Annotated in this window: 10 protein-coding genes; 4 read left to right on the top strand and 6 right to left on the bottom strand. The window is 71.0% G+C overall.

The window, feature by feature from the left end:
• Window positions 1-290: 290 nt before the first annotated feature.
• Window positions 291-1301, bottom strand: a complete 1011-nt coding sequence (locus ACSMXV_RS24485) for a polyprenyl synthetase family protein (RefSeq protein WP_473173424.1) — start codon at window positions 1299-1301, stop codon at window positions 291-293.
• 341 nt (window positions 1302-1642) lie between these two features.
• Between ACSMXV_RS24485 and ACSMXV_RS24480 the strand changes: the two genes are divergently transcribed.
• A complete protein-coding gene (locus ACSMXV_RS24480; protein ID WP_473173423.1) occupies window positions 1643-3766 on the top strand; it encodes a CocE/NonD family hydrolase in 2124 nt (707 codons plus the stop codon).
• Between the two features lie 82 nt (window positions 3767-3848).
• On the opposite strand, the gene ACSMXV_RS24475 is transcribed toward ACSMXV_RS24480, so the two are convergent.
• The 4 genes from ACSMXV_RS24475 to ACSMXV_RS24460 all read right to left on the bottom strand — a co-directional run bounded on the left by ACSMXV_RS24475 (window position 3849) and on the right by ACSMXV_RS24460 (window position 8392).
• A complete protein-coding gene (locus ACSMXV_RS24475; protein ID WP_473173422.1) occupies window positions 3849-4379 on the bottom strand; it encodes a hypothetical protein in 531 nt (176 codons plus the stop codon).
• Window positions 4380-4538: 159 nt separating this feature from the next.
• Window positions 4539-5774, bottom strand: a complete 1236-nt coding sequence (locus ACSMXV_RS24470) for an RNA polymerase sigma factor (protein ID WP_473179058.1) — start codon at window positions 5772-5774, stop codon at window positions 4539-4541.
• Between the two features lie 219 nt (window positions 5775-5993).
• Window positions 5994-6818, bottom strand: a complete 825-nt coding sequence (locus ACSMXV_RS24465) for an HAD family hydrolase (RefSeq protein WP_473173421.1) — start codon at window positions 6816-6818, stop codon at window positions 5994-5996.
• Between the two features lie 110 nt (window positions 6819-6928).
• On the bottom strand, window positions 6929-8392 hold the full coding sequence (locus ACSMXV_RS24460; protein WP_473179057.1) for an MFS transporter: 1464 nt from the start codon (window positions 8390-8392) through the stop codon (window positions 6929-6931).
• 329 nt (window positions 8393-8721) lie between these two features.
• Here ACSMXV_RS24460 and ACSMXV_RS24455 point away from each other — a divergent pair, with 329 nt between their 5' ends.
• The 3 genes from ACSMXV_RS24455 (at window position 8722) to fahA (ending at window position 12822) form a co-directional block, all read left to right on the top strand.
• Window positions 8722-10833, top strand: coding sequence for a penicillin acylase family protein (locus tag ACSMXV_RS24455; RefSeq protein ID WP_473173420.1), 2112 nt, complete (start codon window positions 8722-8724; stop codon window positions 10831-10833).
• Complete coding sequence (locus tag ACSMXV_RS24450; RefSeq protein ID WP_473173419.1) at window positions 10823-11464, top strand: GNAT family N-acetyltransferase; 642 nt, start codon at window positions 10823-10825, stop codon at window positions 11462-11464. Before ACSMXV_RS24455 ends, ACSMXV_RS24450 begins: the two co-directional genes overlap by 11 nt.
• Before the next feature lie 116 nt (window positions 11465-11580).
• A complete protein-coding gene (fahA, locus tag ACSMXV_RS24445; RefSeq protein ID WP_473173418.1) occupies window positions 11581-12822 on the top strand; it encodes a fumarylacetoacetase in 1242 nt (413 codons plus the stop codon).
• 144 nt (window positions 12823-12966) lie between these two features.
• Here the strand turns inward: fahA and recQ are convergent, their stop codons facing one another.
• On the bottom strand, window positions 12967-15147 hold the full coding sequence (gene recQ / locus ACSMXV_RS24440; RefSeq protein WP_473173417.1) for a DNA helicase RecQ: 2181 nt from the start codon (window positions 15145-15147) through the stop codon (window positions 12967-12969).
• Between the last annotated feature and the right edge of the window lie 45 nt (window positions 15148-15192).

The following is a 15192-nucleotide window of genomic DNA, read 5'->3' as shown; positions in this document are numbered from 1 at the left end:
CGGCCTTCCCTGTCCCTGTACTCGTCCACCTCGCGCCGCCATTCTCACCCGAATTGCTGTGAAGTGGTGTTGTCCATCTGACCAAATCGGCCACGAGGAAGCGTCAGACCCGGGGCCCAACTCCGTGTACTCCTGCGGTATGACATGCCGCGGCGGCGCCTCCTTCTTCCCTCCCCCAGTGCCTTGAGGGCCTGGGAGGTACCCCCAGGGGAGGCGCCGCTGTTGCGTCGTTGAGGGGCCGTCAGGGCCGGTGGGAAGGGGAACGGGCCGGTGGGCAGGGGAGACCGGGCTCAGCCCGCCCGATGTACCACCGCGTCGCACAGCTCCACCAGCGCCGCCTTCGCACCGCACTCAGGCAGGGGCGCGAGCACGCTCCGCGCCTCCTCCGCGTACCGCACAGTGTCCCGGCGGGCCTGCTCCAGCGCCGGGTGGACGCGCAATCGGGTGAGCGCCTCCGCGTGGCGGGCGTCGTCGCTGAGGTCGGAGTCGAGGAGCTCGCTCAGGGCGATGTCCTCGGGCAGGCCGAGCCGCTCCACGCGCTCGCGCAGCCGCAGCACCGGCAGCGTCGGGATGCCCTCCCGCAGATCCGTGCCCGGTGTCTTGCCGGACTCGCGCGTCTCGGAGGCGATGTCCAGGACGTCGTCCGCCAGCTGGAAGGCGACACCGAGCCGCTCACCGTACTGGGTCAGCACATCCACGACCGTCTCGTCGGCACCCGACATCATCGCGCCGAAACGACCCGCCACAGCGATCAGCGAGCCGGTCTTGCCGCCGATCACGTCCAGGTAGTGCTCGACCGGGTCGCGGCCGTCGCGCGGCCCCGCGGTCTCCAGGATCTGCCCCGTGACCAGGCGCTCGAAGGCCTCGGCCTGGATACGGACGGCCTCAGGGCCGAGGTCCGCCAGGATGTGCGAGGCGCGGGCGAAGAGGAAGTCGCCGGTCAGGACCGCGACGGAGTTGCCCCATCGGCTGTTGGCGCTCGCGACGCCGCGGCGCACTTCGGCCTCGTCCATGACGTCGTCGTGGTAGAGGGTCGCGAGGTGCGTGAGCTCGACGACCACGGCGGAGGGCACCACGCCCGGCGCATGCGGGTCGCCGAACTGCGCGGCGAGCGTCACGAGCAGCGGGCGGAACCGCTTCCCGCCCGCGCGGACGAGATGCTGCGCGGCCTCCGTGATGAAGGGGACCTCACTCTTGGTGGCCTCGAGGAGGCCCTCCTCGACAGCCGCCAATCCGGCCTGGACATCGGCTTCGAGAGCCTGGTCCCGCACGCTCAGCCCGAACGGCCCGACGACGGTCACGAGGGATCTCCTGTCTGCTGACGAGCACAAGGTCGGTCACATGGTCGATGACACGGTTCGTCGATGTGTTTGTCGATCTGTCGCTGCCATCACTCAAGTCAGCGTATCCGGTCGCCTTTCGATCACAGTGAGCGCCCGCCCGTCCAAGCCGGGCGGTGCGCGACCTCCCCCGGTATGTTCGTGATCATCCGCATATGCCCCCATACCCCTCACACGCTCGCACACCCGGCCGCACACCTTCGAAGCGCCCACCCGTACACCTCACCCAGGTCCGACGCCTCACACGTCATAACACGTCATACGCAGAAGTGGTCGCCGGAGTTCCGCCCCCGAGGTCCCCCATGAAGATCCGCACCTCTTTTCCGTACGAGACGACCCGCCAGGACGTCCGGATTCCGCTGTCGGACGGAACGCGGCTGTACGCGCGCGTGTGGCGCCCGATGACCGGTGAACCCGTACCGGCGCTGCTCGAGTACCTCCCGCACGGCCTGACCGACTGGACCGCGCCCCGCGACTGGCAGCGGCATCCCTGGTACGCGGGGCACGGGTACGCGTCCGTGCGGGTCGACGTGCGCGGGCACGGCAACTCGGAGGGCATGCCCGGCGACGAGTACTCGCCCGTCGAGCTGCGTGACGGGGTCGAGGTGATCGAGTGGCTGGCCGCCCAGCCATGGTGCAGCGGGAGGGTCGGCATGTTCGGCATCTCCTGGGGCGGCTGCAACGCCCTCCAGATCGCGGCCCTCGCCCCCGAGCCTCTCGAGGCGGTCGTCACCGTGTGCTCCTCCGACGACCGCTACGACAACGACGTGCACTACATGGGCGGCTCCGTCCTGGCGGTGGACATGCACGCATGGTCCGCGACGATGCTCGCCTCCGTGTCCCGTCCGCCCGACCCGCTGTACGTGGGCGACGCATGGCGCGACATGTGGCTGTGGCGCCTGGAGGCCGTCGAGCCCCTCATCCACATCTGGCTGAGCCACCAGACACGCGATTCCTACTGGCAGCACGGCAGCGTCTGCGAGGACTACGGCGCGATCAAGGCCGCCGTCCTCGCGGTCGGCGGCTGGCACGACCCCTACCGCGACACGGTCCTGCGGCTGGTGGAGCGCCTTCGGCACCTTCCGGACGACCGGGTACGGGGTCTGATCGGCCCCTGGTCGCACCAGTACCCGGACCGGGGCCTGCCGCCGGGTCCGGCGATCGGCTTCCTCCAGGAGACGCTCCGATGGTGGGACCGGCACCTGAAGAGCATCGACACTGGTGCGTCTGGTGTGTCTGCGGAGCCGAGGCTCCGCTCCTGGATCAGCGACTCCCATCCACCGGCGACGGTGTACGAGGAGCTGCCGGGCCGCTGGGCGGGCGACCCGTCGTGGCCGTCACCGAACGTCGGCTTCGTGTCGTACGGGCTGGGGGTCGCGGCTTCCCAAGCCGCGACCCAACCCCCTGCCCAGGTCCCGGCTCCTGCCCCCGTCCTCGTACGGTCGCCGATGCACACCGGTCTGGACGCCGGCCGCTTCTGCCCGCTGGGCAACGACGCCGATCTGCCGCCGGACCAGCGAGAGGAGGACGGGAAGTCGGTGTGCTTCGACTTCCGGGTCGAGCGGGAGACATGGATCCTGGGCCGCCCGCGGGTTCGGCTGCGGCTGACCTCGCGGGCGCCCCGGGGGCAGGTGGTCGCCCGCCTCTGCGACGTGGCACCGGACGGCGCGTCGACGCTGGTCACCCGCGGTGCGCTGAATTTCTCGGCGCGCAGGGGCCGGGACAAAGCGGTCGAGTGGACGCCAGGCACGACCGAGGACCTCGACTTCGAACTGAACGGCATCGGCCACGCGTTCCCACCCGGCAACCGCATCCGGCTCGCCGTCTCGTCCGCGTACTGGCCATGGATCTGGCCCCAGCCGGGCTCCGAAACGGGCTTCTTGCTCGACCCGGCGGGCAGCACGCTGGAACTCCCGGTCCGCGCGGGAACGGGCGAGGCCATCGGCACCATCGACACGATCGGTGCCACCGGTGCTATCGGTGCCATCACCTTCTCCGAACCGGAGCAGGCCGAGCCGCTGGGCGTCGTCATCCCCCTGACGCTCAACGAACAGCGCCCGGAACGCCTCGTCGTACGCGATGTCGCCAAGGGCGAGTGGCGCCTGGAGGTGGATCCCCTCCCCCATTCTCGACTGCACTCGAGCGGCGGCACGCGCGCGTACCCGGACGGCCTCGAGTTGACGGAGGACGCCGTGGACACGTACACGATCAACGAATCCGACCCGCTGTCGGCCCGTACCCGCTCGGACCGGTCGATCCGGCTGCACCGGCCCGAGCTGCCCTGGGACGTACGGATCGATACGCGCTCGGAGATCGCGTGTGACGCGACGTCCTTCATCACGTCGGACGAGGTCGTCTGCCGGGAGGGCGACGATGTGGTGTTCCACAGGACGTGGGAACGCCGCATTCCGCGGACAGCGGGCTGACCGCCGGCCTCGGTGCCGTCGGGGGCGCACGGGTCGCCGGAGCATCCGACGACCCGTCGTGAAGGAGGGCTCTGCGGAAGGGCTAGCAGCAGCTCCGGGGAAGCTCCCGGCACATCAGGCCTCCGGCGGCTGCGCCCCCGGCCGGGTCGACCGGTGATTCGGGGGTCGGCCAGAGCTGGAACAGCCACTCTTCCTGGTGGTCGACGGCGTCCGGGTGCCGGGGCGATCGTCGGTGACCGCGCAGCCGCCAGACGCCGCGCCGACCGAGCCAGACCGTGGCCACGTTGTCCCCCATGAAGTTCTGCAGCTGGAGCTCCAGACCCTCCGTCAGCGCGACATCGCATTCCATCGCATCGTGCGCCCACTCGGCGTCGATCACGGGTTCGGTGTCGTAGACCTCGAGGCTCACGGATGCATGGCGAATGCCTGTGACGGCACTGCGCGCGACCACGCCGGAGGGCGTGCAGACCAGCATCCTGCGGTAGTCCTCGTCCCGCCACAGCCTCAGACCGTCGTCGTGATGGAAGGCAGGGGGGTCGTAGAGGAGGAAACAGCCGTGGTCGACACGCGTTCTGGCCCATACGGTCTGATGGGGCGAAGGCGGGGTGGGCATCGTCGTCTCCGAGGACCGGGCTCTGTGCATGGTCTCCTGCCGGTAAGCGATCACAGGACAGCGACGGGTTGTCGAGTCCTGTGTCCTTCACGCAGCGGGAGGGCCCGTCCGCCGGTGAACACTCACACTTTTTTCATGACACTTCCTCATATTCCGTGGTCACGGCCTCGTGCTGCGGGGGTTGGCGGGTGCCGCCAGGATGTCCCCCGGCAGCGGCGGCACGTCCGGCGGCGCGGCCCCGCCGCCGACACCAGGCCACGCACAGGCGGTCGGCACGAGCGCGATGGAGGGGTTGCCCCGGTCGGCGGGTCTGCCTGGATCCGCGGGCTTTCCGGGGTCTGCGGGCTTTCGGGGGTCTGCGGGCCCTCCTGGATCCGCGGGCTTACCACGGTCCGCGGGCTTACCGGGGTCCGCGGGCCTGCCGGGGTCGACCGGCTTTCCGGGGTCTGCGGGCCCTCCTGGATCCGCGGGCCTACCCCGATCCGCGGGCCTACCGGGATCCGCAGCGCTGCCCGAATCCTCCGACTTCCCCCGATCCGCCGACTTGCCCCGGTCCGCCGGTTTCCCCCCATCCGCCGACTTCCCCCGGTCCGCGGCAGGCGTAGCCGAGGGCCCCCCTTCATTCGAGTGCCCGGTCCCGGCCGAGGGGGAGGACGCGGATGGCGACGGTGACAACGACGGTAATGAAGACACAGACGGGGACGAGGCCGGGGCCGGAGACAGGGCCGGAGCCGGGGTAGAGCGGACGTCGGCGGTGACTGTGGCGGGCAGGACGCCCGGCCGGGAAGGGTGCGGCGTCGATTCGACCGTCGCCGGTACGGGCGTGACGACGACCATCACAGCCATGGCGGTCGTGGCCGTCGCGGCGGCAACAGCCGGGTGTGCGGGGGCGAGCCGGGCCACATCCGCTGCCCATCTCCACCACACGACGGCCAGTCCCAGCGTCGATGCCAGCACGGCTTTCAGTGTGCTTCTCGCCCGGGCCAGCAATGATTCAGCGGTCCGGTAACTGACCCCGAGCTGCCGGGCGACCTGTAAGACCGTGAGCCCCTCTGCTCGTAGCCGCAGCGCCCTGGCCTGACGCTCGGGCAGGCGGGACAACTCCTCCGCCGCCCACGCGGCCTCCGCCTGATCGCACACTCGCTCGTCGAAGGACCCCGGCTCCATGGAAACGGGAAGACGTGACCACCTGCGCTGCTCGCGGATACGCTGCCGATGCGTGTCCGCGCACAGCCGCACCGTCACACGCATGAGCCAGGGAGCGAGCCCCTCCTCGTCACCGCGGTAGGACTCGACGGCGCGCGTCATCGCCTCCTGCACCACGTCTTCGGCGTCCTCCACGGTGGCCGTGCGTGGACGGGCAGCCCGTATCAGTGCTTCCCGTTGCTGCAACACCGCGTGCCAGCGAGCTTCTTCGTCCGGCCCGCATCCCTCAATGCCGCCCTCGACATCCACCGTCACCGGTCCACCCCCGGGGAAGTCCACCAACCCTGCGGAGAAGTAACGTTTCGGCACCCCTCTCGGTGACGGCCTCGGAGGGAGCGGAGAGGCCTCAGCCGTAGTGGCAGCCGAAGAACTTGTTTGCACGTCACCCGAGCGACATTGCCCAATAAATCAAACGAACAACCGCTCCAGCACCACCGCGATCCCGTCCTCCTCGTTCGAGAGGGTCACCTCATCGGCCACCGCCTTGAGGCCGGGATGGGCGTTGGCCATGGCGACGCCGTGGGCGGCCCAGTCGAACATGGGGATGTCGTTGGGCATGTCGCCGAAGGCGATCGTGCCGGAGGGGGTCAGGCCCAGGCTTTCGGCCGCCAGGGCAAGGCCGGTCGCCTTGTTTATCCCACACGGCTGGAGCTCGACCGTGCCGGGACCGGACATCGTCACCGCGGCCAGCGAGCCCACGGCCTCCCGTGCCGCCGCCGCCAGCTCGTCGTCCGACAGCCACGGGTGGCGCAGCAGCACCTTGCTGATGGGCGCCGTCCACAGGTCGTCGCGCCGGTCCACGCGTACGGCGGGGAGCAGCGGGTGCGGCATGCGGTAGCCGGGCTCGATGAGCGTGAGACCGTCCACCCCGTCCTGGTCCACGGCCGCGTAGACCTCGCCGACCTCGGCCTCGATCTTCCCGAGCGCCGTCTCCGCCAGTTCGCGGTCCAGGGTCACCGACCAGATCATGCGGTCCGCCCCGGCGTCGTACAGCTGCGCCCCCTGACCGCACACCGCCAGCCCCTGGCAGCCGAGGTCGTCGAGCAGTGGCCGCACACGGGGCGCGGGGCGTCCGGTCACCACGAGATGCCGCGCGCCGGCGGCGGCCGCCCCCGCCAGCGCGGCCCGCGACCGGTCGGAGAGCGTGTCGTCGCCGCGGAGCAGCGTTCCGTCCAGGTCTGTGGCGATAAGCGAATATGCGAGGGGTGCGGTGGGTGCGGTGGGTGCGGCCATGATCCTGAGAATACGGACCATCGGCTCATCAGCCCCAGGGGATGCACAGGTTGGATCCAGTCACAACGGCACCACCCTTGCCCGGCGCCGTCGGCACCTGGCTGTCCGCCTCACTCCGCCTTCGTCGTCTCGTCCCCCTCCACCGCCGGCCGCTCCGCCCTCCGCAGCAGCAGCGCCGCCACACAGCCGCCGACGAGGACCGCCGCGGCTCCCGCGAGCTGGCTGGTCTCGATGCCGGAGATGAAGGCGTCCATGACGGCGCCACGTTCGGCCTCCGTGTCGGCGGCGGTGAGGGCGGCCGGGAGGGAGCCCGCGCCGGCGACGGCGGCCGGAAGGAGAGCGGTGAAGCGGGCGTTCATGACGGCGCCCAGAACGGTGACGCCGAGACTGGTACCCAGTTCGGACATGGTGCCGTCGACCCCGGCGCCGGCGCCGGCCTTCTCCGGAGGGATGGCGCCCATGATCGCCTCGACGATGGCCGGGTTGGCGAGCGCGCAACCCGCGCCCATGAGGACGAGACCGACCAGCAGCACACCGTAACCGTCGGACGAGGGCAGCGCGGCGACCATGAAACCGGCTGCCAGCAGCGCCATGCCGACGGCTATCGACAGCGGCAGGCCGAGGCGGCGCATGAGCCGCGCCGAGATTCCCACCGAGTTGAGGGCGACGACCGTGAGCGCGAAGGGCGCGATGCGCAGGCCCGCCTCCAGAGGCGCGTACCCGCGGACGAACTGCAGCTGCTGCGTGAGCAGATAGAGCGTGCCGCCACTGCCGAAGGTGATGAGCACCACGCCGGCGACCGCCCCGACGAAGCGCCGGTCGCGGAAGAACTGCATGTCCAGCATGGGGTACGGGACGCGGCGCTCCCACAGGGCGAAGGCGACGAGTACGACTACGCCCGCCGCGGCCGGGAGCAGGACCCGGCCGGCGCCCCAGCCGTGCTCGGGGCCCGAGATGATCGCGTAGACGACCGCGGACATACCGACGGTGGACAGCAGCGCGCCGAGGAGGTCGGGCCGGTGACCGCTGGGGTTCTTGGATTCGGGCACCAGTGCCTGGACGGCGACGAGCGCGAGCAGAACGACCGGGATGTTGATCAGGAAGATCGCACCCCACCAGAAGTGGGCGAGCATCAGCCCCCCGATCGGGGGCCCTGCCGCGAAGCCGAGGGCGTTCACCGCGGCCCAGATGCCGATGGCCTTGGGGCGCTCGTCGGCGTCGAATATCTGTATCGCCACGGCGAGCGTGGTGGTCAGCAGCAGCGCCCCGCCCACGCCCATGCCCGCCCGCGCGGCGATCAACTGGCCGCTGGACTGGGCGAGTCCGGCCGCCAGCGATCCGACGCCGAACAGGGCGAGCCCGGCGAGCAGCAGCTTCTTACGGCCGTACCGGTCGGAGGCGCTGCCCGCGGCGAGCAGCAGGCCGGCCTGGACGAGCGAGTACGCGTTGATGACCCACTGGATGTCGGCCGTGGTCGCCTTCAAGTCCCTGCTGAGAGTGGGGACCGCGACGTTCAGGATCGTGTTGTCGAGCACGACCGTGAGCTGGGCGAGGCAGATCACGGCGAGGATCAGCCAACGGGCGGGGAGCCTGGCACCTGCCGGGGCCGCGGTGGATCCATCGGCGGCCGTGTCGGGGGCCGCCGTCACGACTGTGTGCCGAGCGGTCCGCGTCGGAGGAGGTCTGCGGTTCTGGCTCGATACATGGCGGCGTCTTCTCTTCTTCGTCTGACTCGGGGGCCACTGGACGTCGTTCGAACTTAGGTTAACCTAACCGAAGTAAACGCGGTGGGCGGCGCCTGCTCGCCGGCCCCACACGGCTCGAAGGACCACATCCGCCCGGCTCTGCCGTACGACGGTCAGCCTTGCCCCACCAAGGCCGGCCCAAGGGATGGAGAAGTGGTGTGAGCATCGAGGCCTACCGGGATTCGTGGGGGATCCCCCATCTACGCGCCGGCAGCGCGCTCGAACTCGCCTTCGCCCAGGGGCGGAACGTCGCCCTGGATCGGGCGTGGCAGATCGAGGTCGAGCGGCACCGGTCGCAGGGAACCACGGCCGCTTTTCTGGGTGCCGAGGTCGTCGGCTGGGACCGGTTCGCGCGGCAGGCATTGCTGGACGACACTGCCAGGCGCTGCTTCGACAGGCTGGACCGGCTCGATCCGGACACCGCCGCCTGGATCAGGAGTTACGTCGACGGGGTCAACGCAGGTCTCGGCGAGGGCGCGCGACGGGCGCCCCAGTTCGAGGCGACCGGTCTGATACCCGGCCGCTGGCAGCCGTGGACGCCGCTGGGCGTCTGGCTGTCCACGCACATTCTGTTCGCGGGCTTCCCCACCAAGCTGTGGCGCGAGGAGGTCGTCCGCCGGCTCGGTGCCGAGGCGATCGAACTGTTCGCCACGGACGGGCCGGGTACGTCCGGGAGCAACGGCTGGCTCATCGCCGGCGACCGCACCGCCACCGGGAACGCCCTCATCGCGGGCGACCCGCACCGGTTCATCGAGGACCCGGGTGTCTACCAGCAGATCCGCCTGGCCTGCCCGGAGTTCGACGTGGTCGGGCTCGCCGTGCCGGGCGTCCCGGGCATCGCGCACTTCGGGCACACCGGCCAGGTGGCCTGGGCGATCACCAACGCCATGGCCGACTACCAGGACCTCTACCGGGAGCAGCTCCGGCGCCGCGAAGACCGGCAACAGGGAGGCGACGTCGAGGCTCTCGGTCCGGACGGCTGGCGACCCGCCTCCGCTCACGTCGAGACCATCGAGGTCGCCGGGGCCGATCCCGTCGAGGTCGAGGTGATCGAGACCGAGCGCGGCCCCGTCGTGATCGGCGGCCCCGGCGAATCGATGGCCATCAGCCTCCGTTATCCCCCGCGCGTACGCGAGGACCTCGGGTTCGGCGTGCTGCCGGCGCTGCTCCGGGCCAGGAGCGTCGACGATGTGGACCGGGCCTTCGACCAGTGGGCCGAGCCCGTCAACGTCGTTCAGGCCGCGGACACCCGGGGCGGGCTGCTGCACCGGGTCGCGGGCGCGGTGCCTCGCCGCCACCGGGACAACATGCTGCGGGTCGTACCGGCCTGGGAGCCGGGGCACGAGTGGCGCGGCTGGCACGAAATGCCCCACGAGGACGTCGACGGCGTCGCCGTGATGGCGAACCAGCGGGGCATCGCCGGCCCGGTCGGCGTCGAGTTCGCACCACCGCACCGGCAGCGGCGGATCCAGCAGCTCCTTGACGAGTCGACGGCCTGGTCCGGCAAGGACATGGCGGCCATCCACACCGACACCCATCTGGCTTCGGCTCAACCCCTCATCGACCTGCTCGCGGGGCTGGGCGATCTGGACGGGCTCAGCCCGGAGGCCGCGCGGCTGCGGGAGCGGCTGCTGCGCTGGGACCGCCGGATGGAGGCCGGGAGCACCGACGCGACGGCGTATGCGGCCGTACGGTCGGCGGTGGTGCGGCGGCTCGCGGCTCATCCGGCGCTCTCCGGCCTGAGCGAGCCCCCGCCCCACCCCGCGATCTTCCAGCCGTGGCTCGCCCTGGTCCCGCGGGTCGCGTACGCACTGGGAGCACTGCTGTCGACCCGTCAGATCCCTGGCGTCGACAGGACTGACCACCTGAGGACCGACCTCGTCAGAGCGGCCCTGGAGGAGGTGGCCGCCGACATGGCCGCCGACGGACGGGAACCGGTGCCGTGGGGTGAGGTGCACCGGCTCGCACCCTGGCAGGCTCTGCCCGACGCCGCAGAGCCGCAGTGGCCGGGACTGTCCGGCGACCACGACTGTGTGCTGTCCACCTCCAGCGTCCCCGGGGTCACGGACCACAGCGCACGCGGCCCCGCCGCCCGCTACGTCTGGGACCTCGCGCGGCGCGAGGACAGCCTCTGGGTGGTCCCCTTCGGCGCCTCCGGCGTACCCGGTGACGCCCACCACCGCGACCAGCTGCCGCTGTGGCTCCAAGGAGAACTCGTGCCCGTGATCACCGACTGGAACCTTCTGACCGAGGAGAGCCATGACCTCTGAGTCCCTCGCTGCATCCCCTGCCGACTCCCCTGTTGAGTCCCCTGCCGAATCCCCTGAATCCCCTGCCCGTCCGCGGGAAGCCGTGTACGAGCAGACGGTCGACGGCTTCGGCACCGTCCGCGTCGTCCCGGTGGATCCGGCGGGCGACATCGACCTGATCCACGACTGGGTCGCCGAGGAGCGGGCCCGCTTCTGGGGCATGCGCGACGTCGGCCGGGAGCGCGTCCTGGAGATCTACGAGTTCCTGGACTCCCTCACCACGCACCACGCGTACCTGATACACCGGGACGACAAGCCGGTCGCACTCTTCCAGACGTACGAACCGGAGCACGACCCGGTCGGCGAGTGCTACGACGTCCAGCCAGGCGACTTCGGTATCCATCTGATGGTCGGTCCGCCAGATGGCGCCCCGGAGCCGGGCTTCACCGGCACCCTCCTCTCCGTCTTCCTCACCTTCGTGCTCTCGGTCCCGGGCCGGCAGCGGATCGTGGCCGAACCCGACGCCCGCAACGACAAGGCCATCGCACGCCTGGTCCGGCAGGGCTTCGTACGCGGTCCCCAGATCGACCTGCCGGAGAAGCGGGCGCAGTTGGTGTTTCTGAGCAGGGAGGTCTTCGAGGGCCGCGGCTGAGCCGACAGAGCGAGGTCGGCTCCATACGGGCATTGCGGATTCTTTGGACACTGCCCATCGCCCGCAACTCCCCCGTAACGTGTGGCACAACCACACGGAAAGCGAGGCAGGAACAGATGCCCGAGCAGATCCCGCTCGACCTGACCGAGGGCGACCCCTTCGGCCCGCACAACCTTCCGTACGGCGTGTTCTCCCGCCCCGGGCACGGTTCTCCAGAGCGGCGGGTCGGCGTGCGGCTCGGCGAGTTCGTGCTGGACGCGGGCGCGGCGGCCGCCGCCCTCGGCTCGCCGTATGTCTCGCTGCTCGCACAGCCGACCCTCAATCCGCTGCTGGCGGCAGGCCGCACCACATGGAGCGACGTCCGGCGCGCGCTCACCGCCTGGGTGACCGTGCCCGCCCACCGGGACGTCGTCGGGCCGCTGCTGTACCCCCTGTCCGAGGTCACGCTGCACCTCCCCTTCGAGGTGGCGGACTACGTCGACTTCTACTCCTCCGAGAACCACGCCCGTAACGTCGGCCGGATCTTCCGCCCCGACGCCGCGGACTCCCTCACCCCCAACTGGAAGCATCTGCCCATCGGTTACCACGGCCGATCCGGCACCGTGGTGGTGTCCGGGACGGACGTCGTACGCCCATCCGGCCAACGGAAGGCGCCGGCGGATCCCGCACCGATCTTCGGCCCTTCGGTGCGCCTGGACATCGAGGCCGAGGTCGGCTTCGTGGTGGGCGTGCCGTCGGACATGGGCGCATCGGTGGCGCTGTCGGACTTCCGGGAGCATGTCTTCGGGCTGTGCCTGCTCAACGACTGGTCGGCCCGCGATCTCCAGGCCTGGGAGTACGTCCCTCTGGGGCCCTTCCTCGGCAAGTCCTTCGCCACCTCGGTGTCGGCATGGATCACGCCCCTGGAGGCGCTCGAGGCGGCGCGCGTGGCACCCCCGGAGCGCACACACCAACTGCTCCCCTATCTCGACGACTCGGCGGAGTCCGCGGCAGACGAACCCGGCGGCTACGACCTGCGCATCTCGGTCGCGATCAACGGCCATGTGGTCTCTCGGCCCCCTTTCTCCACGATGTACTGGACGGCGGCGCAGCAGCTGGCCCATATGACGGTCAACGGCGCCTCGCTGCGTACGGGCGATCTCTACGGCTCCGGCACCGTGAGCGGCCCGGAGGAGCACGAGCGCGGCTCCCTGCTCGAACTCACCTGGAACGGCCGCGACCATCTCGATCTGCCCGACGGCAAGCGGACGTTCCTGGAGGACGGCGACGTGGTGACCCTGTCGGCGTGGGCGCCGGGGCCGGGCGGGACGAAGGTGGCTCTGGGCGAGGTGACCGGGAGGATCGTCCCGTCGGCGTAGGACCGGGGGCGGGCAGACCGGCCTGGGTCGGCCGCCGGATGGAGCGGCCGGCCCACGTGGTCAGCCCACGTGGTCAGCCGCCGGATACGTACCGTCCGCGGCCGACCCGAGTGGACAGCCGCCCGAGACACACCGCGGCGGCTTCTATATCCAGTCCTCCGGCTCCGGCTCCGCGTCCAGCTCGGGCCAGTCGGGGTCCGGTGCGGACGCCTCGGCGGTCCCGGGTACCGGGGCTCCCCCGGGTACCTGGGCTCCCCCGGGTACCTGGGCTCCGTCGGGTACCTGGGCTCCGTCGGGTACCTGGGCTCCGTCGCCGGCCGCGTCCAGGGAGGCCAGCACCCCTATCACGCCCTCCCCGTACGTCGCCAGCTTCTTCTCGCCCACCCCACTGATGCCGCCGAGCTCGGCCACCGAACGAGGGCAGGCCGTGGCGATCTCCCTGAGCGTGGCGTCGTGGAAGATGACGTACGCCGGGACGCCCTGTTCGCGGGCCTGTTCGGCTCGCCAGGAGCGCAGGGCCTCGAAGACCGGCACAAGCTCGGCGGGCAGGTCGGCCGCGGCCGTCTTGGCCTTGCGCTCCCCCTTCGCGGACACCCCGGACCGGGACGCGGCCGGCTTCTTCGGCTCCTTGCGCAGCGGTACTTCGCGCTCGCGCCGCAGCACCGTCCCGCTCGTGTCGGTCAGCACCAGCGTCCCGTACTCCCCCTCGACGGCCAGCAGCCCCTGCGCCAGCAACTGACGCACCACGCCGCGCCATTCGGCCTCCGACAGCTCCTGTCCGATGCCGAAGACGGACAGCTGGTCGTGATCGAACTGGATGACCTTGGCGGTCCGGCGGCCCAGCAGGATGTCCACTATCTGCCCCGTGCCGAACTTCTGGCCGCGCTCCCGCTGCAGCCGCACCACCGTGGAGAGCACCTTCTGGGCCGGGATCGTGCCGTCCCAGGTCTCGGGCGGCGTGAGGCAGGTGTCGCAGTTGCCGCACGCCGGGGCTCCGGGTTCCTGGCCGAAGTACGTCAGCAGCCGGCCGCGTCGGCAGCCGGCCGTCTCGCACAGCGCGAGCATCGCGTCCAGGTGGGAGGCCGCCCGCCGGCGGAAGGACTCGTCTCCCTCGCCGCTCTGAATCAGCTTGCGCTGCTGGACGACGTCCTGCAGGCCGTACGCCATCCAGGCCGTGGACGGCAGGCCGTCGCGGCCCGCACGGCCCGTCTCCTGGTAGTAGCCCTCGACGGACTTCGGGAGGTCGAGATGGGCGACGAACCGGACGTCCGGCTTGTCGATGCCCATGCCGAAGGCGATCGTCGCCACGACCACGAGGCCCTCTTCGCGCAGGAAGCGGGACTGGTGGGCGGCGCGTGTGCCGGCGTCCAGGCCCGCGTGGTACGGCACGGCCTCGATGCCGTTGCGGCACAGGAACTCCGCGGTCTTCTCCACCGAGTTGCGCGAGAGGCAGTAGACGATGCCGGCGTCGCCCGCGTGCTCCTCGCGCAGGAAGGCCAGCAGCTGCCGCTTGGGGTCGTCCTTCGACACGATGCGGTACTGGATGTTGGGCCGGTCGAAGCTCGCCTCGAAGTGGCGGGCGTTCCGCATGTCGAGGCGCTGGGTGATCTCCTGGTGCGTGGCCCGCGTCGCGGTCGCCGTCAGGGCGATTCTCGGTACGTCCGGCCAGCGCTCGCCGAGCACCGACAGCGCCAGATAGTCCGGCCGGAAGTCGTGCCCCCACTGCGCCACGCAGTGCGCCTCGTCGATCGCGAAGACCGAGATCTTGGCGCGGGACAGCAGCTCGAGGGTGGCGTCCAGGCGCAGCCGCTCCGGAGCCAGGTAGAGCAGGTCCAGCTCGCCCGCCAGGAACTCGGCCTCCACCATGCGTCGCTCGTCGAAGTCCTGCGTGGAGTTCATGAACCCGGCCCGCACGCCTAGCGCCCGCAGCGCGTCCACCTGGTCCTGCATGAGCGCGATCAGCGGGGAGACGACGACTCCGGTGCCGGGGCGGACCAGCGCCGGGATCTGGTAGCACAGGGACTTTCCGCCGCCGGTGGGCATGAGCACGACGGCGTCGCCGCCTGCCACCACGTGGTCGATGATCGCGTCTTGCTCGCCGCGGAAGGCTTCGTAGCCGAAGACGCGGCGCAGGGTGCCGAGCGCGTCGCTTTCGGTCGGCCCTCCGGACCCGGGCGCCGGACCGGCGCCGGCGTCCGCGCCCGCCGGCGCGGGGAAGCCGTCGTCCGGCGCCGAGAAGCCGACCTGCGGCTCCGCGCCTAGCCCTGTGCTCGGCTCCGCGCCCAGCCCCGTGCTCGGCTCCGAGCCTGCCTCCGCTTCGGCCATCACGCCTGTTCCGCCCATCGCCATCATTGCCGTGCCCCCGTGCGT

The organism is Streptomyces sp. DSM 42067 (assembly GCF_055792885.1).
This window is presented reverse-complemented; position numbering and strand designations above follow the sequence as displayed.